The organism is Pseudomonas mandelii (assembly GCF_006438925.1).
GTDB lineage: Bacteria > Pseudomonadota > Gammaproteobacteria > Pseudomonadales > Pseudomonadaceae > Aquipseudomonas > Aquipseudomonas mandelii_C.
The window spans coordinates 18,041-37,967 of the sequence record NZ_RCZA01000006.1 but is presented as its reverse complement, the minus strand read 5'-3'; the positions used below and the strand labels follow the sequence as shown (position 1 = coordinate 37,967).

Below are 19,927 nucleotides of genomic sequence, written 5' to 3'. Positions count from 1 at the left end.
GGCGACAACAACAGGCCGGGAGGACACCTTATGGACGCATCAGCGCAAGGACACTTCGTTACGCTGCCGGATGGTTTGCATCTGCACTACTTGGATATCGGCAACGGCGAGCCGGTGATTTTCATTCACGGCAGCGGGCCGGGCGCCAGCGGTCACAGCAATTTCAAGCAGAACTACCCGGTGTTTGCCGCGGCAGGCTACCGGACCATCGTCCCGGACCTGCCGGGTTATGGCGCTTCAGATAAGCCAGACACCCTCTACACCCTGGATTTCTTTGTCGCCGCCTTGAGTGGTTTGCTCGATGCCCTGGATATCCAGCAATGTGTGCTGGTCGGCAATTCTCTGGGCGGTGCGATCGCGATCAAACTGGCCCTCGACCAACCGCAGCGGGTCAGCCGGCTGGTGCTGATGGCGCCCGGTGGCCTGATGGAAAAAGAACAGTATTACTTGCAGATGGAAGGCATCCAGAAAATGGGGGCGGCCTTCGCCAAGGGTGAACTGCACGATGCGGGCGGAATGCGCCGGCTGCTGGCGCTGCAACTGTTCGATGAGTCCTTGATCAGCGACGAAACGGTCAATGAGCGGGTCGCCGTGGTGCGACAGCAACCGGTCTGCGTGTTGTCGACCATGCAAGTGCCGAACATGACCTCGCACCTCGACGAGTTGCAATGTCCGATCCTCGGTTTCTGGGGCATGAACGACAAATTCTGCCCGGTGTCTGGCGCGCAAACGATGATGCAGCACTGCCAGAACATTCGATTTGTACTGCTCAGCGAATGCGGGCATTGGGTGATGGTCGAGCACCGTGAACTGTTCAACGGCGAGTGCCTGGCGTTCTTTGAGGAGGCTCGCTCATGAGTGAACAACTGCGCCGTCAATTCGGCGAAGAGCTCTATCAGGCGTTGCTGAGCGGCACCACCCTCGCGCCGCTGACCGAGCGCTGGCCATCGATCAGCATCGAAGACGCTTACCATATTTCCCTCTACAGCATCGAACGCCGAGTGGCCGCCGGTGACCGGATTGTCGGCAAGAAAATCGGTGTGACGTCGGCGGCGGTCCAGCAAATGCTCAACGTGCATCAGCCGGATTTCGGTTTCATCACCCGGCAGATGTCGTTCGCCAATGACGCGCAAATCTCCCTCGCTGCGAACAAGCTGATTCAGCCGCGCGCCGAGGGCGAGATTGCCTTCAAGCTCAAGCACGATCTGATCGGCCCCGGTGTGACCGAAGCCGACGTGCTGGAAGCGACCGAATATGTGATGCCGTGCTTCGAGATCGTCGACTCACGGATTCATGACTGGCGGATCCGCATACAAGACACCGTCGCCGACAACGCCTCTTGCGGCGTGTTCGTGCTGGGTGATGTTCAGGTCGATCCACGGACACTGGATTTGCCCAACTTGCGCATGCGTGTGTTCAAGAATGGCGAGCCTGTCAGCGAAGGTTTTGGCTCGGCGGTGCAGGGTAATCCGCTCACGGCCGTGGCCTGGCTGGCCAACACCCTGGGTGCTTTCGGTATTCCGTTCAAGGCCGGGGAAATCATTCTTTCAGGCTCTTTGGTGCCGCTGGAGCCTGCGCGTGCGGGTGACCTTTTTTCTCTGACCATCGATGGCCTGGGCAGTGCCCAGGTGTCCTTCTGCGCCTGACCTGTGGGGTTTAACCGGATGAGCAAGAAACTCAGAGCGGCCATTATCGGCCCGGGTAATATCGGCACTGACTTGCTGATGAAAATGTGTCGATCGGAATGGATCGAGCCGGTCTGGATGGTCGGCGTCGACCCCCAATCCGAGGGCCTTAAACGCGCCCGTGAATTGGGCGTGAAAACCACGGCCGAAGGCGTCGACGGGCTGCTGCCCCATGTGCTCGACGATGATATTCGCATCGCTTTCGATGCCACCTCGGCCTACGTACACGCGGAAAACAGCCGCAAGCTCAATGAACTCGGGGTGATCATGATTGACCTCACGCCAGCGGCCATCGGCCCGTTCTGCGTGCCGCCGGTCAATCTCAAGGAGCATGCGGCGACGTTGGCGATGAACGTCAACATGGTGACTTGCGGTGGCCAAGCGACCATTCCGATGGTCGCGGCAGTGTCGCGGGTCCAGTCGGTGAGTTACGGCGAGATCGTCGCCACCGTGTCCTCCGGTTCGGTCGGCCCGGGCACTCGCCAGAACATCGACGAATTCACCCGCACCACGGCCGGAGCGGTGGAGAAGATTGGCGGCGCCCGACGCGGCAAGGCAATCATCGTCATCAACCCGGCCGAGCCACCGCTGATGATGCGCGACACCATCCACTGCCTGACGGATGACGAGCCGAATCAGGACGCCATTCGCACCTCGGTGTTGCAGATGGTCAAGGAAGTGCAGCGCTATGTTCCCGGCTACAAGCTGATCAATGGCCCGGTGTTCGATGGGCACAAGGTGTCGATTTTCATCGAAGTCGAAGGCCTCGGCGACTTCCTGCCAAAGTCCGCCGGCAACCTCGACATCATGACCGCTGCGGGGCTGCGTACCGCCGAGATGTTCGCCGAAGAAGCCCACAAGGGCACCCTGCAACTGCCCGTCCGTTGAGTGGAGAATTGCCATGAATTTGCAAGGTAAGAGCGTCCGTCTGCACGACATGAGCCTGCGCGACGGCATGCATGCCAAACAGCATCAAATCAGTCTGGAGCAGATGATCTCGGTCGCGACCGGTCTCGATGCGGCCGGCGTGCCGCTGATCGAAATCACCCACGGCGATGGCCTGGGCGGTGCGTCGCTGAACTACGGTTTCCCCGCCCACAGCGACGAGGATTACTTCGCGGCGGTGATCCCTCGTATGAAACAGGCCAAGGTCTCGGCGCTGTTGTTGCCGGGTATCGGCACCCTCGATCATTTGAGAATGGCCCATGAACACGGGGTGTCGACCATTCGTGTGGCCACCCACTGCACCGAGGCGGACGTCTCCGGCCAGCACATCGGCATGTCAGCGAAGATGGGCTTGGATACCGTCGGCTTTCTGATGATGGCGCACAGGGTCAGCGCAGAAAAACTGCTGGAGCAGGCGCGGTTGATGGAGAGTTATGGGGCCAACTGCATTTACTGCACTGACTCGGCTGGCTACATGCTGCCTGATGAAGTCACCGAGAAAGTCGCTGCATTGCGAGCCGGGCTGAACGCCGGGACCGAAGTCGGTTTTCACGGTCACCACAACATGGGCATGGCGATTGCCAATTCCCTTGCCGCGATCGAGGCGGGCGCCGCACGTATCGACGGTTCGGTGGCGGGGCTGGGCGCAGGGGCGGGCAATACGCCGCTTGAAGTGTTTGTCGCGGTGCTTGAGCGGATGGGCGTTAACAGTGGCATCGACCTGTACCGGATCATGGACGTTGCCGAGGACCTGGTGGTGCCGATGATGGACCAGCCGATCCGCCTCGACCGCGATGCGCTGACCCTGGGGTACGCCGGGGTCTACAGTTCGTTCCTGCTGTTCGCCAAACGGGCCGAGCAAAAGTACGGCGTTGCCGCACGTGAGCTGCTGGTGGAATTGGGTCGACGCGGCACCGTCGGCGGTCAGGAGGACATGATCGAAGACCTGGCGCTGACCCTGTCACGTTCGCGGGGTGTCTTGCCAACCTGACGTTTGGGCAACAAAAAAAACCACCGAACTGGCTTGCAGTTACGGTGGTTTTTTTATGGGAGCAGATTACGCACCAGCGGGGGATAGCAATTAATGGCACTGGCCGAGCAACTGATGAACGCGGTGGTCGGTCGGTAGGCTTCATTCTTGAAACGCTGACACAGGCTGGCGGTGCTGCCGGCGCAGACGATGATGAACAGGGCAAAGGTGGCTTTTCGCATAGCGAGACTCGACACAGATTTTATTGTTGTAGAGGCAAGGTATTGCGGCTGACGGAACGTGGCTTCGTCCGAATGGACTACACAGGCCCCTGTGGGAGGGTCAGCCCGGATATTTGCGTACGACCTCGATCCCCTGTGGGAGCGAGCCTGCTCGCGATGGCGGTGTATCAGGCGACATCAATGTTGAATGTGCCGGCGTCTTCGCGAGCAGGCTCGCTCCCACAGGTTTTTGTGTGTTGCCTGGGATTTGTGTGTGTCCCGAATCCCCTGTGGGAGCGAGCCTGCTCGCGATGGCGGTGTGTCAGGCGACATTGATGTTGAATGTGCCGGCGTCTTCGCGAGCAAGCTCGCTCCCACAGGTTTTGTGTGTTGCCTGGGATTTGTGTGTGTCCCGAATCCCCTGTGGGAGCGAGCCTGCTCGCGATGGCGGTGTGTCAGGCGACATTGATGTTGAATGTGCCGGCGTCTTCGCGAGCAGGCTCGCTCCCACAGGTTTTTGTGTGTTGCCTGGGATTTGTGTGTGTCCCGAATCCCCGGTGGGAGCGAGCCTGCTCGCGATGGCGGTGTGTCAGGCGACATTGATGTTGAATGTGCCGGCGTCTTCGCGAGCAAGCTCGCTCCCAAAGGTTTTGTGTGTTGTCTGGGATTTAAGTCATCCACGCCGGGCGATGGCCCCCATGGCCATGAACAGTGCAGCAATGGCCCGCGCTTCGTTGAGTTCGCCGCGGGCCACCAGGTCGGGGATCTGTGCCAGCGGCACGCGCAGGCATTCCAATGGTTCGGGCTCGTCGCCGACCAGTTGGCAAGGGCTCAACTGTTCGGCCAGCACTACGCGGTAGCGATGGCACAGGTGACCCGGTGCCAGGGTCAGTTCGCCCAGTTCGCTGAGGCGTGCAGCGCGCATCCCGACTTCTTCGCAGAGTTCGCGTTGCGCCGCTTGCAGATAGTTTTCATTGGGTTCTGCGCCGCCCTTGGGCAGGCCGAGCACGGTTTTTTCGACACCGACCGCATATTCACGGACCAGCAACACATGCAACGGATCGGGCATCGCCACCAGCATCACCGAGCGATAACCGGTGCCGCGCAGCCGTTCATAAACCCGCTGCTGGCCGTTGCTGAATTGCAGGTGCAAAGCTTCGATCTGAAAATAGCCGCTTTCAGCCAGTAATTCAGTCTTGAGGATGGTTGGACAGTTGCGCATGGTCAGGCCCCTGGTTGGGATAAAACCACTGTGCGCCATGCCGGGATGGCCGCCATCGTCCGAGCGGACGAGGGCGGAGGTTGAACGCTAACCGAGTGTTGCCACGCTGCGCAGGATCAGCCGCACAAGCATGGTCTGGCGGGTCACCCCGGTCTTGGAGAAGGTCGATCGCAGGTGCGCCCGCGAGGTGTTGCGGCTGATGCCCAGCTCTTCGGAGGCTTCGTCGAGGGTCAAGCCGTTGGCCAACAACATGGCCAGTTGAGTTTCGGCCGGGGTGAAGTCGAACAGTGCGCGGACGATCTCCTGTGGCGCGGTGGACTGTTGCTCCGGGTCGCTGATGAAAATCACCACGGTGGGGCATTGTTTGCCTTCGCTCCAGTCCGACAGCGGCACCGAGCGCACGATGATCCCCAGGTCCGCTCGCCCGGAAGGCCGTTGCACGCGCAGGGCTTCGACCACCGACGGGTTGCTGCTTTTTTGCGAGAGCAGCGATTGCTTCACCAGGCGCCGGAACTCTTGAGTGTCTCGCGCGGTGCCGACTTGCAGGCCGTCGTTGACCAGTTTGATGCCGTCCTTTTCCTGGATCAGCCGATCGGCGACCTGGTTGGTTTGCAGCACTTTGCCAGCCTCGTCGAGGATGATCGTACCGACCGCCAACTGATTCACCGCGCCGGCGTAGAGGTTGCGCTCGGCTTCGATGCGATTGAGCTGCATGTGGATCTTGATCGAGCGTTCCAGGTGCGGAATGAAGTGCGTCAGCAAGGCTTTCTCTTCGTTGCCGAAGGCTTTGTCATCGCGTCCGCGACTGATGCGGATACGGCACTGGGCGCCGTCGCAGGTATTGATGTCGGCGCCGAGGATGTGGAAAACATCCACCGGTTCGAGGAAATTCTTGTAGAACTCCGAGTGCTGCCAATCGTCGTTGGACACGAACTCGGCGAGGGTCACCACCTGGCGGTTGGGCAGGTCGACAAACGGGTCGAGGGTGAAAAAGTGTTTGTTGTACGACGCGGTCGCCTCGGTCGACGTACCGGTGGTGTTGACCATCAAGCCATCCACATGCGCGCTGGGCGGACGCAGGATGAAGGTCACGTACTTGCTTTCCAGGTACACGTTAAGCTGGTTGAGAAAGGTCGCCCAGGGAATGGTTTCCAGCGGTCCCTGATAGAGGTTGCCGATCAAATCACTGAACGTATCGAGGCTGAGGCTCTGCTGCATAGGGAAAACCGTTCTTATTATTAGCGTTGGCGGTGGCCGAGAATAAGCGCCGATATCGACTCCTTGCAACGCTCGGGCTCAAGGCCTGACGGGCGGCTGCCGGTCAGGCGCAGGGAGCGCGAAAGGCCGCTGTGTTCAGGCCCGTTCGCTGGCGCGCACGACGAACCGTTTTTGCTCCAGCACGTCGGCCGAGAGCGCCGCGACGTCGGTGTAGAACTGCTCGTACCAGCGGCGCAACTGATAGACCGGGCCATCGCCGTCACACAGCAGCGGGTTGTCGACGCGGGTCTTGCTGTGCCAGATCGTCACGTCTTCGTAGAAGGCTTCCTGGGCCTGTTGCACATAGGCCTTGGCCATCGCCTGATTCTGTTCTTCGCTGAGACCGGGAATCTTTTTCACCAGCACGCCATAGCGCAGGGTGAAGCTGTCGAGGTCGATCGGCACGTGGCAGTTGAGCAGGATCGAATGGATCGGCTGGCCATTCATCGCGCCGGTCATTTCGGTGATCTGATAGGCCGGGCCGAAGTAGGTAGCCACGGTGCTCAACGCGCTGTCGCCGGACAAGCGCTCACTGCGGGCGCTCATGATCTGGGTGGCCAGGTGACCTTCGAAGACGTTGCTGAATTCCTCGACGGGGGCGCCATGCACCGTACCGAAGTGCGCCATATCGGCGATGTTGTCGATCAATTCGCGGCAGTTGGTGCCGATCTGCAGTTCGGCGACTTCCCACGCGGCCCACTTTTCACTGAAGCAAGCGTCAATGCGCGGGATGCGTTGCTCAGGGAGCGGCGGGTTGCCTTCCGGGTCATGCCAGACGAACAGCAGCTGGTTTTCTTCCAAGAGCGGCCAGCTTTTGAGTCGGGCCCGTGGCGGAATGCGTTTGGCGTAAGGAATGTCATCGCAGACACCATCGGCACCCCAGCGCCAGGCGTGGAACGGGCAGCGAATCGAGTTGCCTTCAACGCAACCGGTGCTGAGGTCGGCGCCCATGTGCGGGCAATAGCCATCCAGAATATGCAGCTCGCCGTCTTCGCCCTGAAAGGCCACCAGCCGGGTGCCGAACACCTCCAGGCGATGGGCCTTGCCGTCGCGGTATTGGGCAGCCAGGCCCAGACAATGCCAGCCACGGGCGTAGCGGTCTTCCAGCAGTTTGGCTTCGATGCGGTGCAAAGTACTCATCTTATTATTCTCCCAGGGTTCACGGGCTTGGCGCCTGTCACGGATTCTGCCGCCCCTGTAGAAGCGGGCATCGTCTGAATGGACGATGGCCGGTTTACGCCCGCCCGCTCTACTGACGCCATTGGACCCAGTGCAGGAGTTGGCGATGAGCAATGAACAAGGGCCGGTCGCGGTGATTACCGGGGCCGCCAGTGGTATTGGCCGGGGGTTGGCCGAGCATGCGGCAAGATTGGGGATGCGCCTGGTGCTGGCCGATCTCGATGGGCCGGGGTTGCAAGCGCTGTGCGATGAACTACAGACGGGCGGTGCGCAGGCGATAGCTTGCGTCACGGATGTTGGCGATCTGGCGCAAGTCGAGCGCTTGCGCGATATCGCCCTCGAGCACTTTGGCGGGGTTGATCTGCTGTTCAACAACGCCGGAGTGATGCAGACCGGCTACAGCTGGGAAATCACTGCGCAGCAATGGCAACGGGTGCTCAACGTCAATCTCACCGGTGTGATCAATGGCATTCGCAGTTTCGTGCCGCTGTTTTTGCGCCAGGGGCGGGCGGCCCATGTGATCAACACGGCGTCCCTCGCGGGCTTGCTCAGCAGCCCGTTGATGGCGCCTTACAATGTGACCAAGCAGGCAGTGGTCGCACTCTCGGAAACCCTGCACTACGAATTGAGCATGCTCGGTGTGCCGGTATCGGTCTCGGTGGTGTGCCCAGGGCCGGTGGCCAGTGAAATCATGGCGTCGAATCAAGTGGTGGACGCGGCCGGTTCGTCATTCAGTCAACTGCTTGATAGCAGCATCCGCCAAGGCATGACGCCGAGCGAACTGGCGGAGCAGGTGTTCGCCGCCATCGCCGAAAAACGCTTCTGGGTCTTCCCTCACAAAGGTTTCAAACCGGCACTGGAGCGACGTGTGCAAAGCATCCTGGAAGAAACCAATCCGCTGTTTCAAATGACCGATGTAGGGGGAGATGCTGATGCCGCTCGATAAGCAGATCGCCGCAGTGCTCCAGCAGTTTCGCGACCTGCCGGAACCCGACTTCAGCCAGCTCGATGCCAAGCAATATCGGCAGTTTTCCGACAACCTGCTGCCTGCCATCCCCGGCGACCCGATGATCGAAGTGCGTCACCTGCGGGTCGCCGGCGCGGCGGGCGAACTGGATGCGCGGCTGTATCGGCCACTGGAGCAGGACAACCTGCCGCTGCTGGTGTTCTTCCACGGAGGCGGTTTTGTCATGGGCAACCTCGATACCCATGACAACCTCTGCCGTTCGCTCGCCAGTCTGACGGAGGCGGTGGTGGTGTCGGTCGCCTACCGACTGGCGCCGGAAAACAAGTTCCCGGCGGCACCGCTCGATTGTTATGCGGCCACCTGCTGGCTGGTCGAGCACGCGTCTGAACTGGGCGTCGATGGCAACCGGCTGGGCCTGGTCGGGGACAGTGCTGGGGGCAACCTGGCGCTCGCCGTGAGTCGCCTGGCGGCGCAACGCCAGGGGCCGAAAATCAGTTATCAGTGCCTGTTTTATCCGGTCACCGATGCACGCTGCGACAGCAAGTCTTATGAGGATTTTGCCGAGGGCTATTTCCTCACCGGTGCGATGATGTACTGGTTTTGGCAGCAGTACCTGCAGGATGCCGATCAGGGGGATGACCCCTTGGCCTCGCCGTTGCGCGCCGATCGGTTGGTTGACTTGCCGCCGACCACCCTGATCAGCGCCGGGTTTGATCCTTTGCGGGACGAGGGCGAGGCGTTTGCCTTGCGTCTGCGGGAAGCCGGCGTGTCAGTGCGGGTGCAGCGCTGCGAGGGCATGATTCACGGGTTTATCAGCATGGCGCCGTTTGTCGAGCGCGCTACGCAAGCCTTGTCCGATGCCGCGGCCGACCTGCGCAGGGCGCTATCTGAGGCGAACACGGCGCTCTGACGATGGCAGACTGTCAGTCAACATTGATGTTGAAAGTGGCGCCGTCATCGTCGGAGCGCCGCCCGGAGCAAGCTCGCTCCCACAGGGGACTTCTGTAGTCCACATGTTTGATGTTCACTGAAGATCAAACTGTGGGAGCGAGCTTGCTCGCGATAGCTATATTCCAGACACATTTAGCTCAAAGTCTGCCTCACCCTCTGGCATTTACAGGGCTAGCCTTCTCATGACATCAGCATGAGAGAGGCAAAGGAATGCCTGATTTACCCGCTTCACATCGTCTACGCGTCGGCCGCTATGCCGAACCCAACAGGATTTATCTGCTGACCACCAACACACTTGACCGAGAACCTGTTTTCAAGGATTTCGGCTTGGGCAGGTTGGTCGTCGACCAATTTCGAAGTGCACAGGAACAAGGCTGGGCGAACTCTTTGGCCTGGGTTGTCATGCCCGATCATTTTCATTGGTTGATCGAATTGCAGCAGTGCTCACTGAGTGGACTGATGCAAAAAACCAAATCATTGAGTACGCGCTCGGTGAACATGTCCTGCGGTCGAAGAGGCAGCCTTTGGCAACAGGGTTATCACGATCGGGCGCTGCGGCGTTATGAGGACTTGGTGAAACTTGCTCGTTATGTCGTCGCGAACCCATTGCGGGCAGGGCTGGTAGAGCGGCTCGGCGAGTATCCGCTGTGGGACGCGATTTGGGTTTGATCAGAAACCGTGTCGCCTCCATCGCGAACAAGCTCGCTCCCACAGTAGTTCGGGGTGTTCGCAGATTTTGTGTACACCCAGTAACCCTGTGGGAGCGAGCTTGCTCGCGATGGCGGTTTGGCAGGCGACATCAATGTTGAAAATGCCGGCCTCTTCGCGAGCAGGCTCGCTCCCACAGGGGATTCTGCGTGCCTTAAGGTTTGACCCCACGCAACATGTCCTTCGCCTGATCCTGCACCGCACCCGGTGCACTCATGTTGCCGTCGATCACGGTGATCACCGCGTGCCCCTGCGACAACTGATACGCATCGGCCTGTTGCTGGGCGGCCGTCGGTGTCGGCGGGGCCACCAGGTTGACGTGAACCACGCCGTCGGCGCCGTGCTGGGAGGTGAAGTTCACCCGGTCCCAATTGCCGATCGGGGCAACACTCACGCCTTTGACCTCACTGGCCGCCAGCGCCGGGTAATTGATATTCAACCCGCTGACACCCGGCAAACCGAGCACATTCAATTCGCAGCCGAGGTTGTTTTTTTCGCAGGCCTGTTTGGCTTGAGCACCCGCGAGACTCGCCTGCTCGATAACCTTCACCGCAAACCGGGCAGTGTCGTCCATGGCGCCGAGGGTTTTTCGGTAGCCGGCCTGTTGGTCGCGGATGATCAGGTCCATGTCGATGGCGGTCGACACCGCCACCGCCGGAATGCCCTTGAACATTGCGCGGACCGCTGCGTTCAAGGTGCCGGACATTTGCGTCAGCGGGCCGACGTTTTCACCAAAATTGCTGCCCGACACCACCAGGTCAGGCGGATTGTCTTTGAGCAGCACGTCCAGGCCAACATTGACTGCATCCACCGGGGTGCCGATGGCGGAAGTCTTGCCCGGGGGCGGGGTGTAGCCCTCGGGTGGGCCGACGCAAAATTTGCCTGGTGCCAACTCGGTCACTGCCAACGCCTGCCCGGGCACGACCACGCTGGCCGCGCTGATGCCACTGCTGTCGTTCAACGGACCCACGAGGGTCACCTGATGCCCGGCGGCTGTCAGCGCCCGGTACATCGCATCGATGCCGGGCGCCCGACAACCGTCGTCGTTGGTCAGCAGGATGTTCAGGGCGTTGGCCTGCATCGACAGACCGACGCTGGCCATTGCGATGACGCCAGTGAGCAATTTATTCATGGGGGTTTTCCGTGAAATGAGCGAGTTCAAAAAAGCACAACGCCCCGACCGAGTAAATCGGTCAGGGCGCAGAGGGTTTAGCGAGTGCCGAGTTTGCGCAGGTTGCCTGGGGTGAATTCGTCTTCAGTGAAGGCGGTGGCGTTGAGCTTGGCGGGCTTTTGATCGATCAACATACGGTCAACCAGATACGAGCCGGCGATCAGGTCATGGTAGATCCCGAGGCGAGCGTGGTAGCGCTGCAGCTCGTAGGCGTAGATCGAGGTCTGCATGTTGGTGCGCCAAAGCACGCCGCGGCTGTCGTAGTTGTCGGCCAGGGTAGCGGCCCAGGAATCCTCGTCCAGGTACAACACACGCTTGGCGTAAACATGCCGGGCGCCTTCTTTAAGGGTTGCCTGCAAGACCCAGACGCGGTGCTTTTCATAGCGCATGTACTGCGGATCGATGTGGCCGGTGGTGGCCAGAATCTGGTCGGTGGTCACGCTCGGGTCGTCGATCTTGTAGTTGTGGTACGGGATGTAGATTTCTTTCTTGCCGACGATGGTCCAGTTGTAGCGATCCGGTGCACCGTTGAACAAACGATCTTCGTCATACACCCGGAAGCCGCCGGCGCCACTTGGCGAGTCATAACCCACGGTCGGTGCGCGGCGTACCCGACGTTGCCCCGGGCTGTACTGCCAGGCCTGGCGAGGGGAGGCGGTCGGGTTGATGAACTCGTGACCGACGACGATCTCGCCTTTCTTGCGCACCGGCTCCAGGGTGGTGATCAGGAAGTTGGTGAGAATGCCGTTGGCGCTCTCCAGGGTTTTATCCGGGCTGGACCAGATCGAGAAGATCTTGTAATTGACCTCTTCGAGCACACGTTCCTTGTTGGAATAGACCACCGCCTGCCCGTAGTTGGCCTCTTCGGTATTGGCGCGTCCGGCCAGCGTATGGTTGAACATCAACTCGCTACCGTTCTTTGGAATCGGGAACGGCGAGGCGCCCCAGGCGTTTTGCGTGTCGTTGTTGTCGTTGGCCAGTTCGGCGCTGACCGCGTTTTTCTTGACGAGGTCTTCCAGGCGCTGATCGAAACGGAAGTCGCGATGGCTCGGGTACACCGGAATGTTGAAGGTCGCGGGGTAGCGTTTAAGCAACGCTTTTTGGCCATCGGTGAGGTTGTTGGCGTACTTGTCCATGTTTTGCGCATTGATCACGAACAACGGCTTTTCTGCCGCGTACGGGTCCGGGTACGGCGTGCCGGGGCCAGCGTATTTGAGCTGCGGCGGCAAGCCGCGCCATTTTCCGGTCCAGGCCGGGATGCTGCCGTCGGCGTTGCCCGCTTTCTCGGCACCCATCGGGGTCAGGTCCTGACCCAGGCGTGCGGCTTCTTCATTGCTGATTTTGGCCTGAACCAGGCCACTGCCGAGCAGGCTGACGGCCAACGCCGTGCCCAACAATGTGTGGGTAAATCTAGACATGCTGTGCTCCTCCATCAGGGGATCAGAACCGGTATTTGAAGTTGAGGGCGACGTTGTCGCGGTCGGCCAACGGGGCGTTGTTGGCGTTGCCCAGGTAGGCGTTGTAACGGGCCTCGACGGTGAAGTTGCCCAGATAGCGCCACGAGCTGCCGATGCTCGCGCGGTCGTCGCCCTGGCCTGAGTTGATCGATCCCACCAGTGCGCTGTCATGCTGGGCTGCGGTGCTGTAGGTGACGGGCACCGACATGTCCCAGCCGCTGAACACGTTGTTGTAATCGAAGTTCGCCTGCACCGTGTAACCGAAGGCGTCGCGGTCATAGACCAGACTGTCGGTGCCCGGCTGCGAGAATCCAGGGGCGAATGTCACAGGTTCCGACTTGTCGTTGCTGAGCACGGTGTTGTAGACCAGCTCGCCGGTGAGAGTGGTGTTGTCGGCCCATGAAGTCGGGCCGAGCACGTAGATCATCGAGGTCTGCGCCTGCAGGGTTTTGCCGCGCACCGGGCTTGAGAAACCGTTGTCGACCATCACTGGCTGACCGTCGCGGTAGCTGACTTCACCGGCCCAGCTCACGCTGCCCAGCACCGTGGAGAAACTCGCGCCGTACAGGTCAATGTTGTCGAAGTAGCGCACACGGTAGTGCCCCAGGTCGGTCTGGAAATCCAGCGACGGGGTCTTGTCGTGGTAGCGCGAGTAGTAGAGGCCGAACTCTGTGTTGTTCAGCGACTCTGCCGCATAGGTCAGGGCCACACCGTATTGGCCGCTGTCGCTCGGCTTGTCGTCACCCAGGCGTGTCAGGAAACCGCTGGCGTCGTTGAAGCCGCCCTCGTCGATGAAGTCGGTGGTGGAAAAGTAGCTACCCACGCCGAACAGCTCGGTCTTTTCCCATTTGTATTGGTAGTAGGCCTGCAGATCGAGGCTGTCGGTCAGGCTGAACTGCGTGAACAATTGGCCGACGGGCAACAGGATTTCCTTGACCTCAACCCCCGGAGTGGTCGACTTGGTCGCATCCACCGGGCTCTGGGCGGCGGAAATGCCGGGGTAGAACAGGCTTTCACCCCAGCTCACCACCTGATTGCCGAGCCGCGCGTTGAAGTTGTGGCCACCGATGTCCCAGGTGCCATACGCGTAGTAATCGAGCATGCGCAGTTCATTGCGGTGTTGATCGATGGTGTCCTGGGAGAACCGGTCGGGACGGTTGCAATGACCGCCGGCGAAGCAGTTCGAGGTGCCTGTGTCGTTGTCGTTGCCCTGATCGTAAACGTTGTCGTAGAAGCCCGTTCCACGCAGGAACACCCCGTAATCCTCACGCCATTTGATGTTGGCCTCGGTGAGAAAACCGCTGCGGTTGTTGATCAGGCTGCCTTTGTCGAACGCGTTGTCGCCGTCGTTGCCGTTGGCATTGGCCGTCAGCTTGTGATCGCGAGACTCGGTCCGCCAGGCCAGGCTGTAAGTCAGTGTGGTATCCCAGTCGACGCTCAAATCCTCGTTCGGCTGGAAACTCATGGCGCTGGCTTGACTGCCCAGTCCACCAGCCAGCAAAAGCATGGCCAGCTGTACGCGAGGGTGCAGCGATTGTGGGGCGATTATTGTTTTTATCATGTCGTCCTCATGCCCAGGTCAGACCTGCCCGACCTGCATTTCAGGGGGGTGATTGATGCTGTGGGCGACTATGGAGTCAGCTTTGGGGCGCAACATCGTCCAAGCGGACTAAGCGATTTGCACGGGGCTGGGGCGCCCATCGCCTTAGTCCCATCGGACGATGACCGTTCAGGGCTCGCGGCGAACAATCCCGAGACCGACTGCACCGGGCGAAGATCTGGCGGCGGCGGTTTCTGCCTGATGGGCGCTGAGCAAGGGTGATCGCATGAAAGCTGCCGGGATCAAATGGGATGAGTGCTGCGATGTACTGGTGATTGGCTCCGGAGCGGGGGGAATGACTGCGGCGCTGCGTGCCCACGATCTGGGCCTCAATGCGCTATTGATCGAGAAGAGCGCCGAATACGGCGGTACCTCGGCGGTGTCCGGCGGCGGCATCTGGATACCGGACAATCACCGGATCAAAGCCTTGGGCGGCAGTGATTCTGCGGCAGAAGCGATCGCCTATATCCGTGCGGTGACCCATGGCGAGATCGATGACGGGCGTATCGAAGCCTATGTCGAACACGGCCGCGAGATGGTCGAATACCTTGAGCAACAGACCCGCGTGCGCTTCGAGGCGCAGCCTCGTTATGCCGATTACTACCCGGAAGTCGAAGGCGGAAAATCGGGCTACCGCTCCATGGACCCGCAACCATTTGACGCTGCCGAACTGGGTGAAGAGTTTCTGCGCATGCGTGCGCCATCCCCCGGAACACTGATGATGGGACGCATGGCGATGACCATGAAAGAGGCACAGGTGCTGCTGTGCCGTGGCCCTGGCTGGTTGCGACTGACACTGCGGGTGATGTGGCGTTACTGGCGTGACCGCGAGGGGCGGAGGCTGTCACGGCGTGACCGCTTCCTGACCCTTGGCAATGCCTTGATCGGTGCCTTGCGCTGTTCGTTGCAGGATCGCGGCAAGTCCCTTTGGCTGAACTGTGCACTGGAAGAACTGCTGCTCGTCGGTGATCGGGTTGGCGGCGTTCGCGTCTGTCGCGACGGGCAGTTACTCAACGTCAAGGCACGCTACGGGGTGATCATCGCGGCCGGTGGTTTCGAGCGTAATCAGGCGATGCGTACGCAGTATCTGCCACAGCCGACCCAAGCCGACTGGAGTGCCACACCGCCGCACAATACCGGTGACGGCATTCGCGCCGGTCAGGCCATCGGTGCTCGCACTGCGCTGATGGACCATAGCTGGTGGGCGCCGACCACCCATGTCCAGGGCGAAGAAAAGCAGCGTGCACTGTTCGTCGAGCGGACCTTGCCGGGCTGCGTGCTGGTCAACTCTGCCGGCGAGCGCTTCGTCAACGAAGCCGCGCCCTATACCGATATCGTTTACGCGATGTACGCCAACAATCGCGAAGGCGCGGTGAGTGTGCCGTGCTGGATGGTGTTCGACGCCGAATTCCGCCGCAAGTACCCCTGCGGCGCGTTACTACCAGGCTACGCGCAGCCCGATTGGCAGCTGCCCGAGCATCTGCGCGAGTACTTTTACAAGGCCGCGAGTTTGCAGGCGCTGGCAGAAAAAATTGGCGTCGACGGTGCCGGCCTGGTCCGTACGGTGCAGCGTTTCAACGGCATGGCCGTACAGGGTGTCGACACAGATTTCCATAAAGGTGAATCGCTGTTCGATCGCTACTACGGTGATCCGAATGTGCAGCCCAATCCTTGCCTGGCGCCGTTGCTCAAAGGTCCGTTCTACGCCGTGCGCATTGATGCCGGGGATATCGGCACCAAGGGTGGTTTGCTGACCGATGTTCACGCCCGCGTGCTGCATGAGGGCGGGCAACCCATCAACGGTTTGTATGCCATCGGCAACAGCGCCGCTTCGATGATGGGGCGCACGTATCCGGGCGCCGGTTCGACCATCGGCCCGGCAATGACCTTCGGTTACCTGGCGGCCAATCACATCAAGTGTCAGATCGAGACCAGCTCGGCCAAAAGCCTGTTCAGGAGCGTCGAATGAATCAGCAACGCAAACAAGTTGCCGTCGTGACGGGCGCCAGTCGCGGGGTCGGTCAAGGCATCGCCTTGGCCCTTGGCGCTGCGGGCATGACGGTGTTCGTCACCGGACGCGATCCGGAGCACGGTGGATCGAATTTATACGGCCATGCGTTGCGCGGCTCGCTGGAAGACACCGCGGTTGCGATTACCGCTGCCGGTGGATGTGGTATTGCGGTGGTCTGCGATCATGCAGATGACACCCAGGTTCAGGCGCTGTTCGCCCGGGTTGAAAGCGAATGCGGTCAACTGGATTTGCTGGTGAACAATGCCGCGTTCATTCATGACCAGTTGATCGAGCCGGGACCTTTCTGGGAGAAGCCGCTGGACCTGGTGCGGATCCTCGACGTGGGTCTGCGTTCGGCTTATATCGCCAGTTATCACGCCGCGCCGTTGTTGCTGCGCAGCGGTCGAGGGCTGATCTGTTTCACCTCGTCATTCGGTGCCGGGTGTTACATGCATGGCCCTGCATATGGCGCGCAAAAAGCGGGTTGCGACAAGTTGGCGGCCGACATGGCCATCGATTTCGAGGGGCGAGGCGTGGCGGCGTTATCGCTATGGCTCGGCCCGCAACTGACCGAACGCACCCGGATAGCCGGCGAGCAACATGGCGAGCAATACAAGGCCTTTCTGGCCAATGCCGAAACCCCGCAATTCAACGGCCGGGTGATTCACGCTCTGCTCAATGACCCGCAGTTGATGACGTTCTCCGGGCAGACATTAATCACCGCCGAAATAGCCGCCGGTTACGGCATCAGCGAAGCCGGCGGCCGCCAGCCACCTTCCCACCGCGCCATGCTCGGCGACCCGCGCCAGCAGCATCCGGCGCGGGTGGTCTAACCCACATTCAGCAGGCCCAACCCAAAACCCTGTGGGAGCGAGCTTGCTCGCGATGAGGCCGTCACATTCAACATCTATGTTGACTGTCAGGCCGCCATCGCGAGCAAGCTCGCTCCCACAGGGATTGTGTTTAATTGACTGACTGCAAAGCCCACTCACGCAACACATTCTTGGTCACTTTGCCCGCTGCGTTGAGCGGCATGCTCTCAAGCACTCGCACCCGGCGCGGGACTTTGTAGTTGGCCATCTGCTCGCGGCACCCGCGCCAGCAGCATCCGGCGCGGGTGGTCTAACCCACATTCAGCAAGCTCGCTCCCACAGGGATTGTGTTTAATTGACTGGCTGCAAGGCCCACTCACGCAACACATTCTTGGTCACTTTCCCCGCCGCGTTGAGCGGCATGCTCTCAAGCACCCGCACCCGGCGCGGGACTTTGTAGTTGGCCATCTGCTCGCGGCACCAGGCGAGGAATCGGGCCTGCTCGATCTCAATGCCAGGAGCTGGCAGCAGGAAGGCCATCGCCACTTCACCCAGACGTTCATCGGGGATGCCGATCACCGCAACCTGAGCCACGCCGGGGTAGGTCAGCAAACAGTGCTCGATCTCCGCCGGGTACACGTTGAAACCGCCAGTGATGAACATGTCCTTGAGGCGGTCGGTGATGCGCAGGTAACCCTGTTCGTCGAGCACGCCGATGTCCCCGGTGTGCAGCCAGCCGTCGGCATCGAGGACTTCCCGGCTGGCCTGCGGATCATTGAAATAACCCTGCATCAGGTTGTAGCCGCGCACCTGAACCTCGCCGGGAGCGTTGGCCGGTTGGCTGCGGCCGGTGCTGCCAACGCAGCGGATTTCCACGCCAGGCATGGCCCGACCGCTAGTGGTGGCCACCAATTCCGGCGAATCACCAGGACGGCAGATTGTCGCAAAACCGCAGACTTCGGTAAGACCATAGGCGGTGACGATGGTGGCAAACCCCAGTTCGTCGCGCATGCGCCGGATCATCTCCACCGGAATCGCCGCGGCACCGGTCACCGCTACCCGCAATGACGTCAGGTCAAATTCGCTGCGTTGCGGATGGGCGAGCAATGACTGATAGAGCGTCGGCGGGCCGGGCAGGACGGTGATCCGTTCGCGCTCGACGCATTCAAGCACCGCCTGCACATCGAACACCTGCTGCGGCACGATGGTGCAGCCGCGCATCAGCGCCGCCAGCCAACCGGCCTTGTAACCGAAGGAATGGAAGAACGGATTGACGATCAGGTAGCGATCGCCCTCACGCAAGCCCACCACCTCGCTCCAGTCGCGTATCACCCGCAGATTTTGTCCATGGTTGGTCATCACGCCTTTGGGCTTGCCGGTGGTGCCCGAAGTGAACAGCAGGTCGGACAGCGCGTGCGGGCCAAAGCTTTGTTCGCGGGTTCGCAGGGACAATTGCGAAACGTCTGCGCCCAGGTCGAGGAAGTCATCCCAGTTCAGCGTGCCCGACCCGCCGCTGCGCAAGGTGACGATCTGTCGTAGCGCCGGCAGTGCTTCAGACGCCAGCATGCTCGGGTAGTCCGCACCCAGAAATTCACCGATGGCGAACAATATGCAGGCGCCACTTTCACGCAGGATGTAGCCAGCCTCGCTGCCTTTCATGCGGGTGTTGAGTGGCACCAGTGCAGCGCCGACACTTTGTAGCGCACCGGCGGCCACGATCCATTCCCACACATTAGGCGCCCAGATCGCCACCCGATCCCCGGCTTGAACGTTCATTGCCAGCAGCGCGCGGGCGGCTTGGCGGCGCAGTTGGTCGAGTTCTCGGTAGCTGATCGAGCGCCCGTCATCTTCGATGGCCGGGCGGTCGCCGTAGGCCTGGGCAGCGTTGGCGAACAGTTGGGCGATGGTCAGTGCGTTTGCGACAGGCGGCATGGGGCCTCCCCGGTTAGAAGACAGTGGCGAAAAAGGGAGTGGGCCGGGCAGGGCGCCCGGCCGGATAAAGAATTACTGGGCGGGCGGGGCGAAGCGGCGACCGGCGGAGAAACCACCGTCCACTGCGATCATCTGGCCGCTGACAAAGGACGCTTCGTCTGAAGCCAGGAACAGCGCGACGTTGGCCACTTCTTCCGGTTGCCCGGAGCGATTGAGCATGTGCTGCGAGGCGAAGAAGGCGTGGAAGGCTTCCTGCTCGCGGACCATGCTGGTCATCGGCGTTTCGATCAGGCCGGGGCACAAGCCGTTGACGCGGATATTGGCGTAGCCGTAATCAATGGCCATCGAGCGAGTCAGCTGGTTGATGCCGCCCTTGGAGACGTTATAGGCAACGTTGCCGTCGCAGCCTTGCAGGCCGAAGATCGAGCCGACATTGATGATCGAACCGCTGCGTTGCGACACCATCGATTCCAGCGCGTATTTGCTAGTAAGCATGCTGCCTGTCAGGTTGATGTCCATCACCCGTTGCCAGTTGGCGGTGGTGGTCTGGGTCACGCTGCCCTGATCGGCAACGCCGGCTGCGTTGACCAGCACGTCGATGTGCCCGAAGTGGCCGATGACTTCTTGCATGACCTGCTGGACCTGCGCTTCGTCGCGCACATCGAGGGTCATGAACAGGCCAGGGAAATCCGCCGGTGCGGTGCCGATGTCCAGCCCCACCACTTGCGCGCCTTCAGCGGCGAAGCGGCGCACACAGGCCAGACCGATCCCTGAAGCGCCGCCGGTAACCACCGCGACCTTGTTCTGCAAACGAGCCATAACTGCACCTCTTTTATTGT

Annotated in this window: 18 protein-coding genes; 9 read left to right on the top strand and 9 right to left on the bottom strand. The window is 60.8% G+C overall.

The genetic code is table 11. From position 1 onward, the window contains the following. Positions 1–30 precede the first annotated feature (30 nt). The 4 genes from EAH74_RS14805 to dmpG are packed head-to-tail and all read left to right on the top strand — an operon-like array spanning position 31 to position 3,621. Entirely contained in the window at positions 31–858 is an 828-nt protein-coding gene (locus EAH74_RS14805; protein WP_140679505.1) for an alpha/beta fold hydrolase, read from the top strand. Then, complete coding sequence (locus EAH74_RS14800) at positions 855–1,646, top strand: fumarylacetoacetate hydrolase family protein (protein WP_140679503.1); 792 nt, start codon at positions 855–857, stop codon at positions 1,644–1,646. The genes EAH74_RS14805 and EAH74_RS14800 overlap by 4 nt, the downstream gene beginning before the upstream one ends. Before the next feature lie 18 nt (positions 1,647–1,664). Beyond that, positions 1,665–2,573, top strand: a complete 909-nt coding sequence (locus EAH74_RS14795) for an acetaldehyde dehydrogenase (acetylating) (protein ID WP_140679501.1) — start codon at positions 1,665–1,667, stop codon at positions 2,571–2,573. Positions 2,574–2,586: 13 nt separating this feature from the next. Beyond that, positions 2,587–3,621 (top strand): 4-hydroxy-2-oxovalerate aldolase, encoded by a 1,035-nt coding sequence (gene dmpG, locus EAH74_RS14790; RefSeq protein WP_140679500.1) that lies wholly within the window; start codon positions 2,587–2,589, stop codon positions 3,619–3,621. Positions 3,622–3,674: 53 nt separating this feature from the next. On the opposite strand, the gene EAH74_RS33090 is transcribed toward dmpG, so the two are convergent. From EAH74_RS33090 to EAH74_RS14765, 4 genes are all read right to left on the bottom strand, one after another. Further along, complete coding sequence (locus EAH74_RS33090; protein WP_170206624.1) at positions 3,675–3,842, bottom strand: hypothetical protein; 168 nt, start codon at positions 3,840–3,842, stop codon at positions 3,675–3,677. A 652-nt stretch (positions 3,843–4,494) separates the two neighbouring features. Beyond that, entirely contained in the window at positions 4,495–5,043 is a 549-nt protein-coding gene (gene nudE, locus EAH74_RS14775) for an ADP compounds hydrolase NudE (RefSeq protein WP_140679497.1), read from the bottom strand. An 87-nt stretch (positions 5,044–5,130) separates the two neighbouring features. Then, the gene (locus tag EAH74_RS14770; protein WP_046054842.1) at positions 5,131–6,261 is read right to left on the bottom strand and encodes a helix-turn-helix transcriptional regulator; all 1,131 of its coding nucleotides are present in this window, start codon (positions 6,259–6,261) and stop codon (positions 5,131–5,133) included. A gap of 135 nt (positions 6,262–6,396) precedes the next feature. Further along, positions 6,397–7,440, bottom strand: coding sequence for a Rieske 2Fe-2S domain-containing protein (locus EAH74_RS14765; RefSeq protein WP_140679496.1), 1,044 nt, complete (start codon positions 7,438–7,440; stop codon positions 6,397–6,399). 145 nt (positions 7,441–7,585) lie between these two features. Between EAH74_RS14765 and EAH74_RS14760 the strand changes: the two genes are divergently transcribed. The 3 genes from EAH74_RS14760 (at position 7,586) to EAH74_RS14750 (ending at position 10,066) form a co-directional block, all read left to right on the top strand. Next, positions 7,586–8,425, top strand: coding sequence for an SDR family NAD(P)-dependent oxidoreductase (locus EAH74_RS14760; RefSeq protein ID WP_140679495.1), 840 nt, complete (start codon positions 7,586–7,588; stop codon positions 8,423–8,425). Beyond that, positions 8,412–9,356 (top strand): alpha/beta hydrolase, encoded by a 945-nt coding sequence (locus EAH74_RS14755; RefSeq protein WP_140679493.1) that lies wholly within the window; start codon positions 8,412–8,414, stop codon positions 9,354–9,356. Before EAH74_RS14760 ends, EAH74_RS14755 begins: the two co-directional genes overlap by 14 nt. 251 nt (positions 9,357–9,607) lie before the next feature. Beyond that, positions 9,608–10,066, top strand: a complete 459-nt coding sequence (locus EAH74_RS14750) for an REP-associated tyrosine transposase (RefSeq protein WP_140679491.1) — start codon at positions 9,608–9,610, stop codon at positions 10,064–10,066. Between the two features lie 193 nt (positions 10,067–10,259). Here EAH74_RS14750 and EAH74_RS14745 read toward each other — a convergent pair whose 3' ends face one another. From EAH74_RS14745 to EAH74_RS14735, 3 genes are all read right to left on the bottom strand, one after another. Then, entirely contained in the window at positions 10,260–11,237 is a 978-nt protein-coding gene (locus EAH74_RS14745) for a 5'/3'-nucleotidase SurE (protein ID WP_140679490.1), read from the bottom strand. 77 nt (positions 11,238–11,314) lie between these two features. Next, the gene (locus tag EAH74_RS14740; protein WP_140679488.1) at positions 11,315–12,694 is read right to left on the bottom strand and encodes a DUF1329 domain-containing protein; all 1,380 of its coding nucleotides are present in this window, start codon (positions 12,692–12,694) and stop codon (positions 11,315–11,317) included. 22 nt (positions 12,695–12,716) lie between these two features. Continuing rightward, positions 12,717–14,294, bottom strand: coding sequence for a DUF1302 domain-containing protein (locus EAH74_RS14735; protein WP_140679486.1), 1,578 nt, complete (start codon positions 14,292–14,294; stop codon positions 12,717–12,719). 265 nt (positions 14,295–14,559) lie between these two features. On the opposite strand from EAH74_RS14735, the gene EAH74_RS14730 reads away from it, so the two are divergent. Then, positions 14,560–16,302 (top strand): FAD-dependent oxidoreductase, encoded by a 1,743-nt coding sequence (locus tag EAH74_RS14730; RefSeq protein WP_140679484.1) that lies wholly within the window; start codon positions 14,560–14,562, stop codon positions 16,300–16,302. Beyond that, positions 16,299–17,177 (top strand): SDR family NAD(P)-dependent oxidoreductase, encoded by an 879-nt coding sequence (locus tag EAH74_RS14725; protein WP_140679482.1) that lies wholly within the window; start codon positions 16,299–16,301, stop codon positions 17,175–17,177. The genes EAH74_RS14730 and EAH74_RS14725 overlap by 4 nt, the downstream gene beginning before the upstream one ends. A 330-nt stretch (positions 17,178–17,507) precedes the next feature. On the opposite strand, the gene EAH74_RS14715 is transcribed toward EAH74_RS14725, so the two are convergent. Together EAH74_RS14715 and EAH74_RS14710 are read right to left on the bottom strand one after the other, a co-directional pair. Next, on the bottom strand, positions 17,508–19,088 hold the full coding sequence (locus tag EAH74_RS14715; protein WP_140679480.1) for a FadD3 family acyl-CoA ligase: 1,581 nt from the start codon (positions 19,086–19,088) through the stop codon (positions 17,508–17,510). Between the two features lie 72 nt (positions 19,089–19,160). After that, on the bottom strand, positions 19,161–19,907 hold the full coding sequence (locus EAH74_RS14710; protein ID WP_140679479.1) for an SDR family NAD(P)-dependent oxidoreductase: 747 nt from the start codon (positions 19,905–19,907) through the stop codon (positions 19,161–19,163). Positions 19,908–19,927 lie beyond the last annotated feature (20 nt).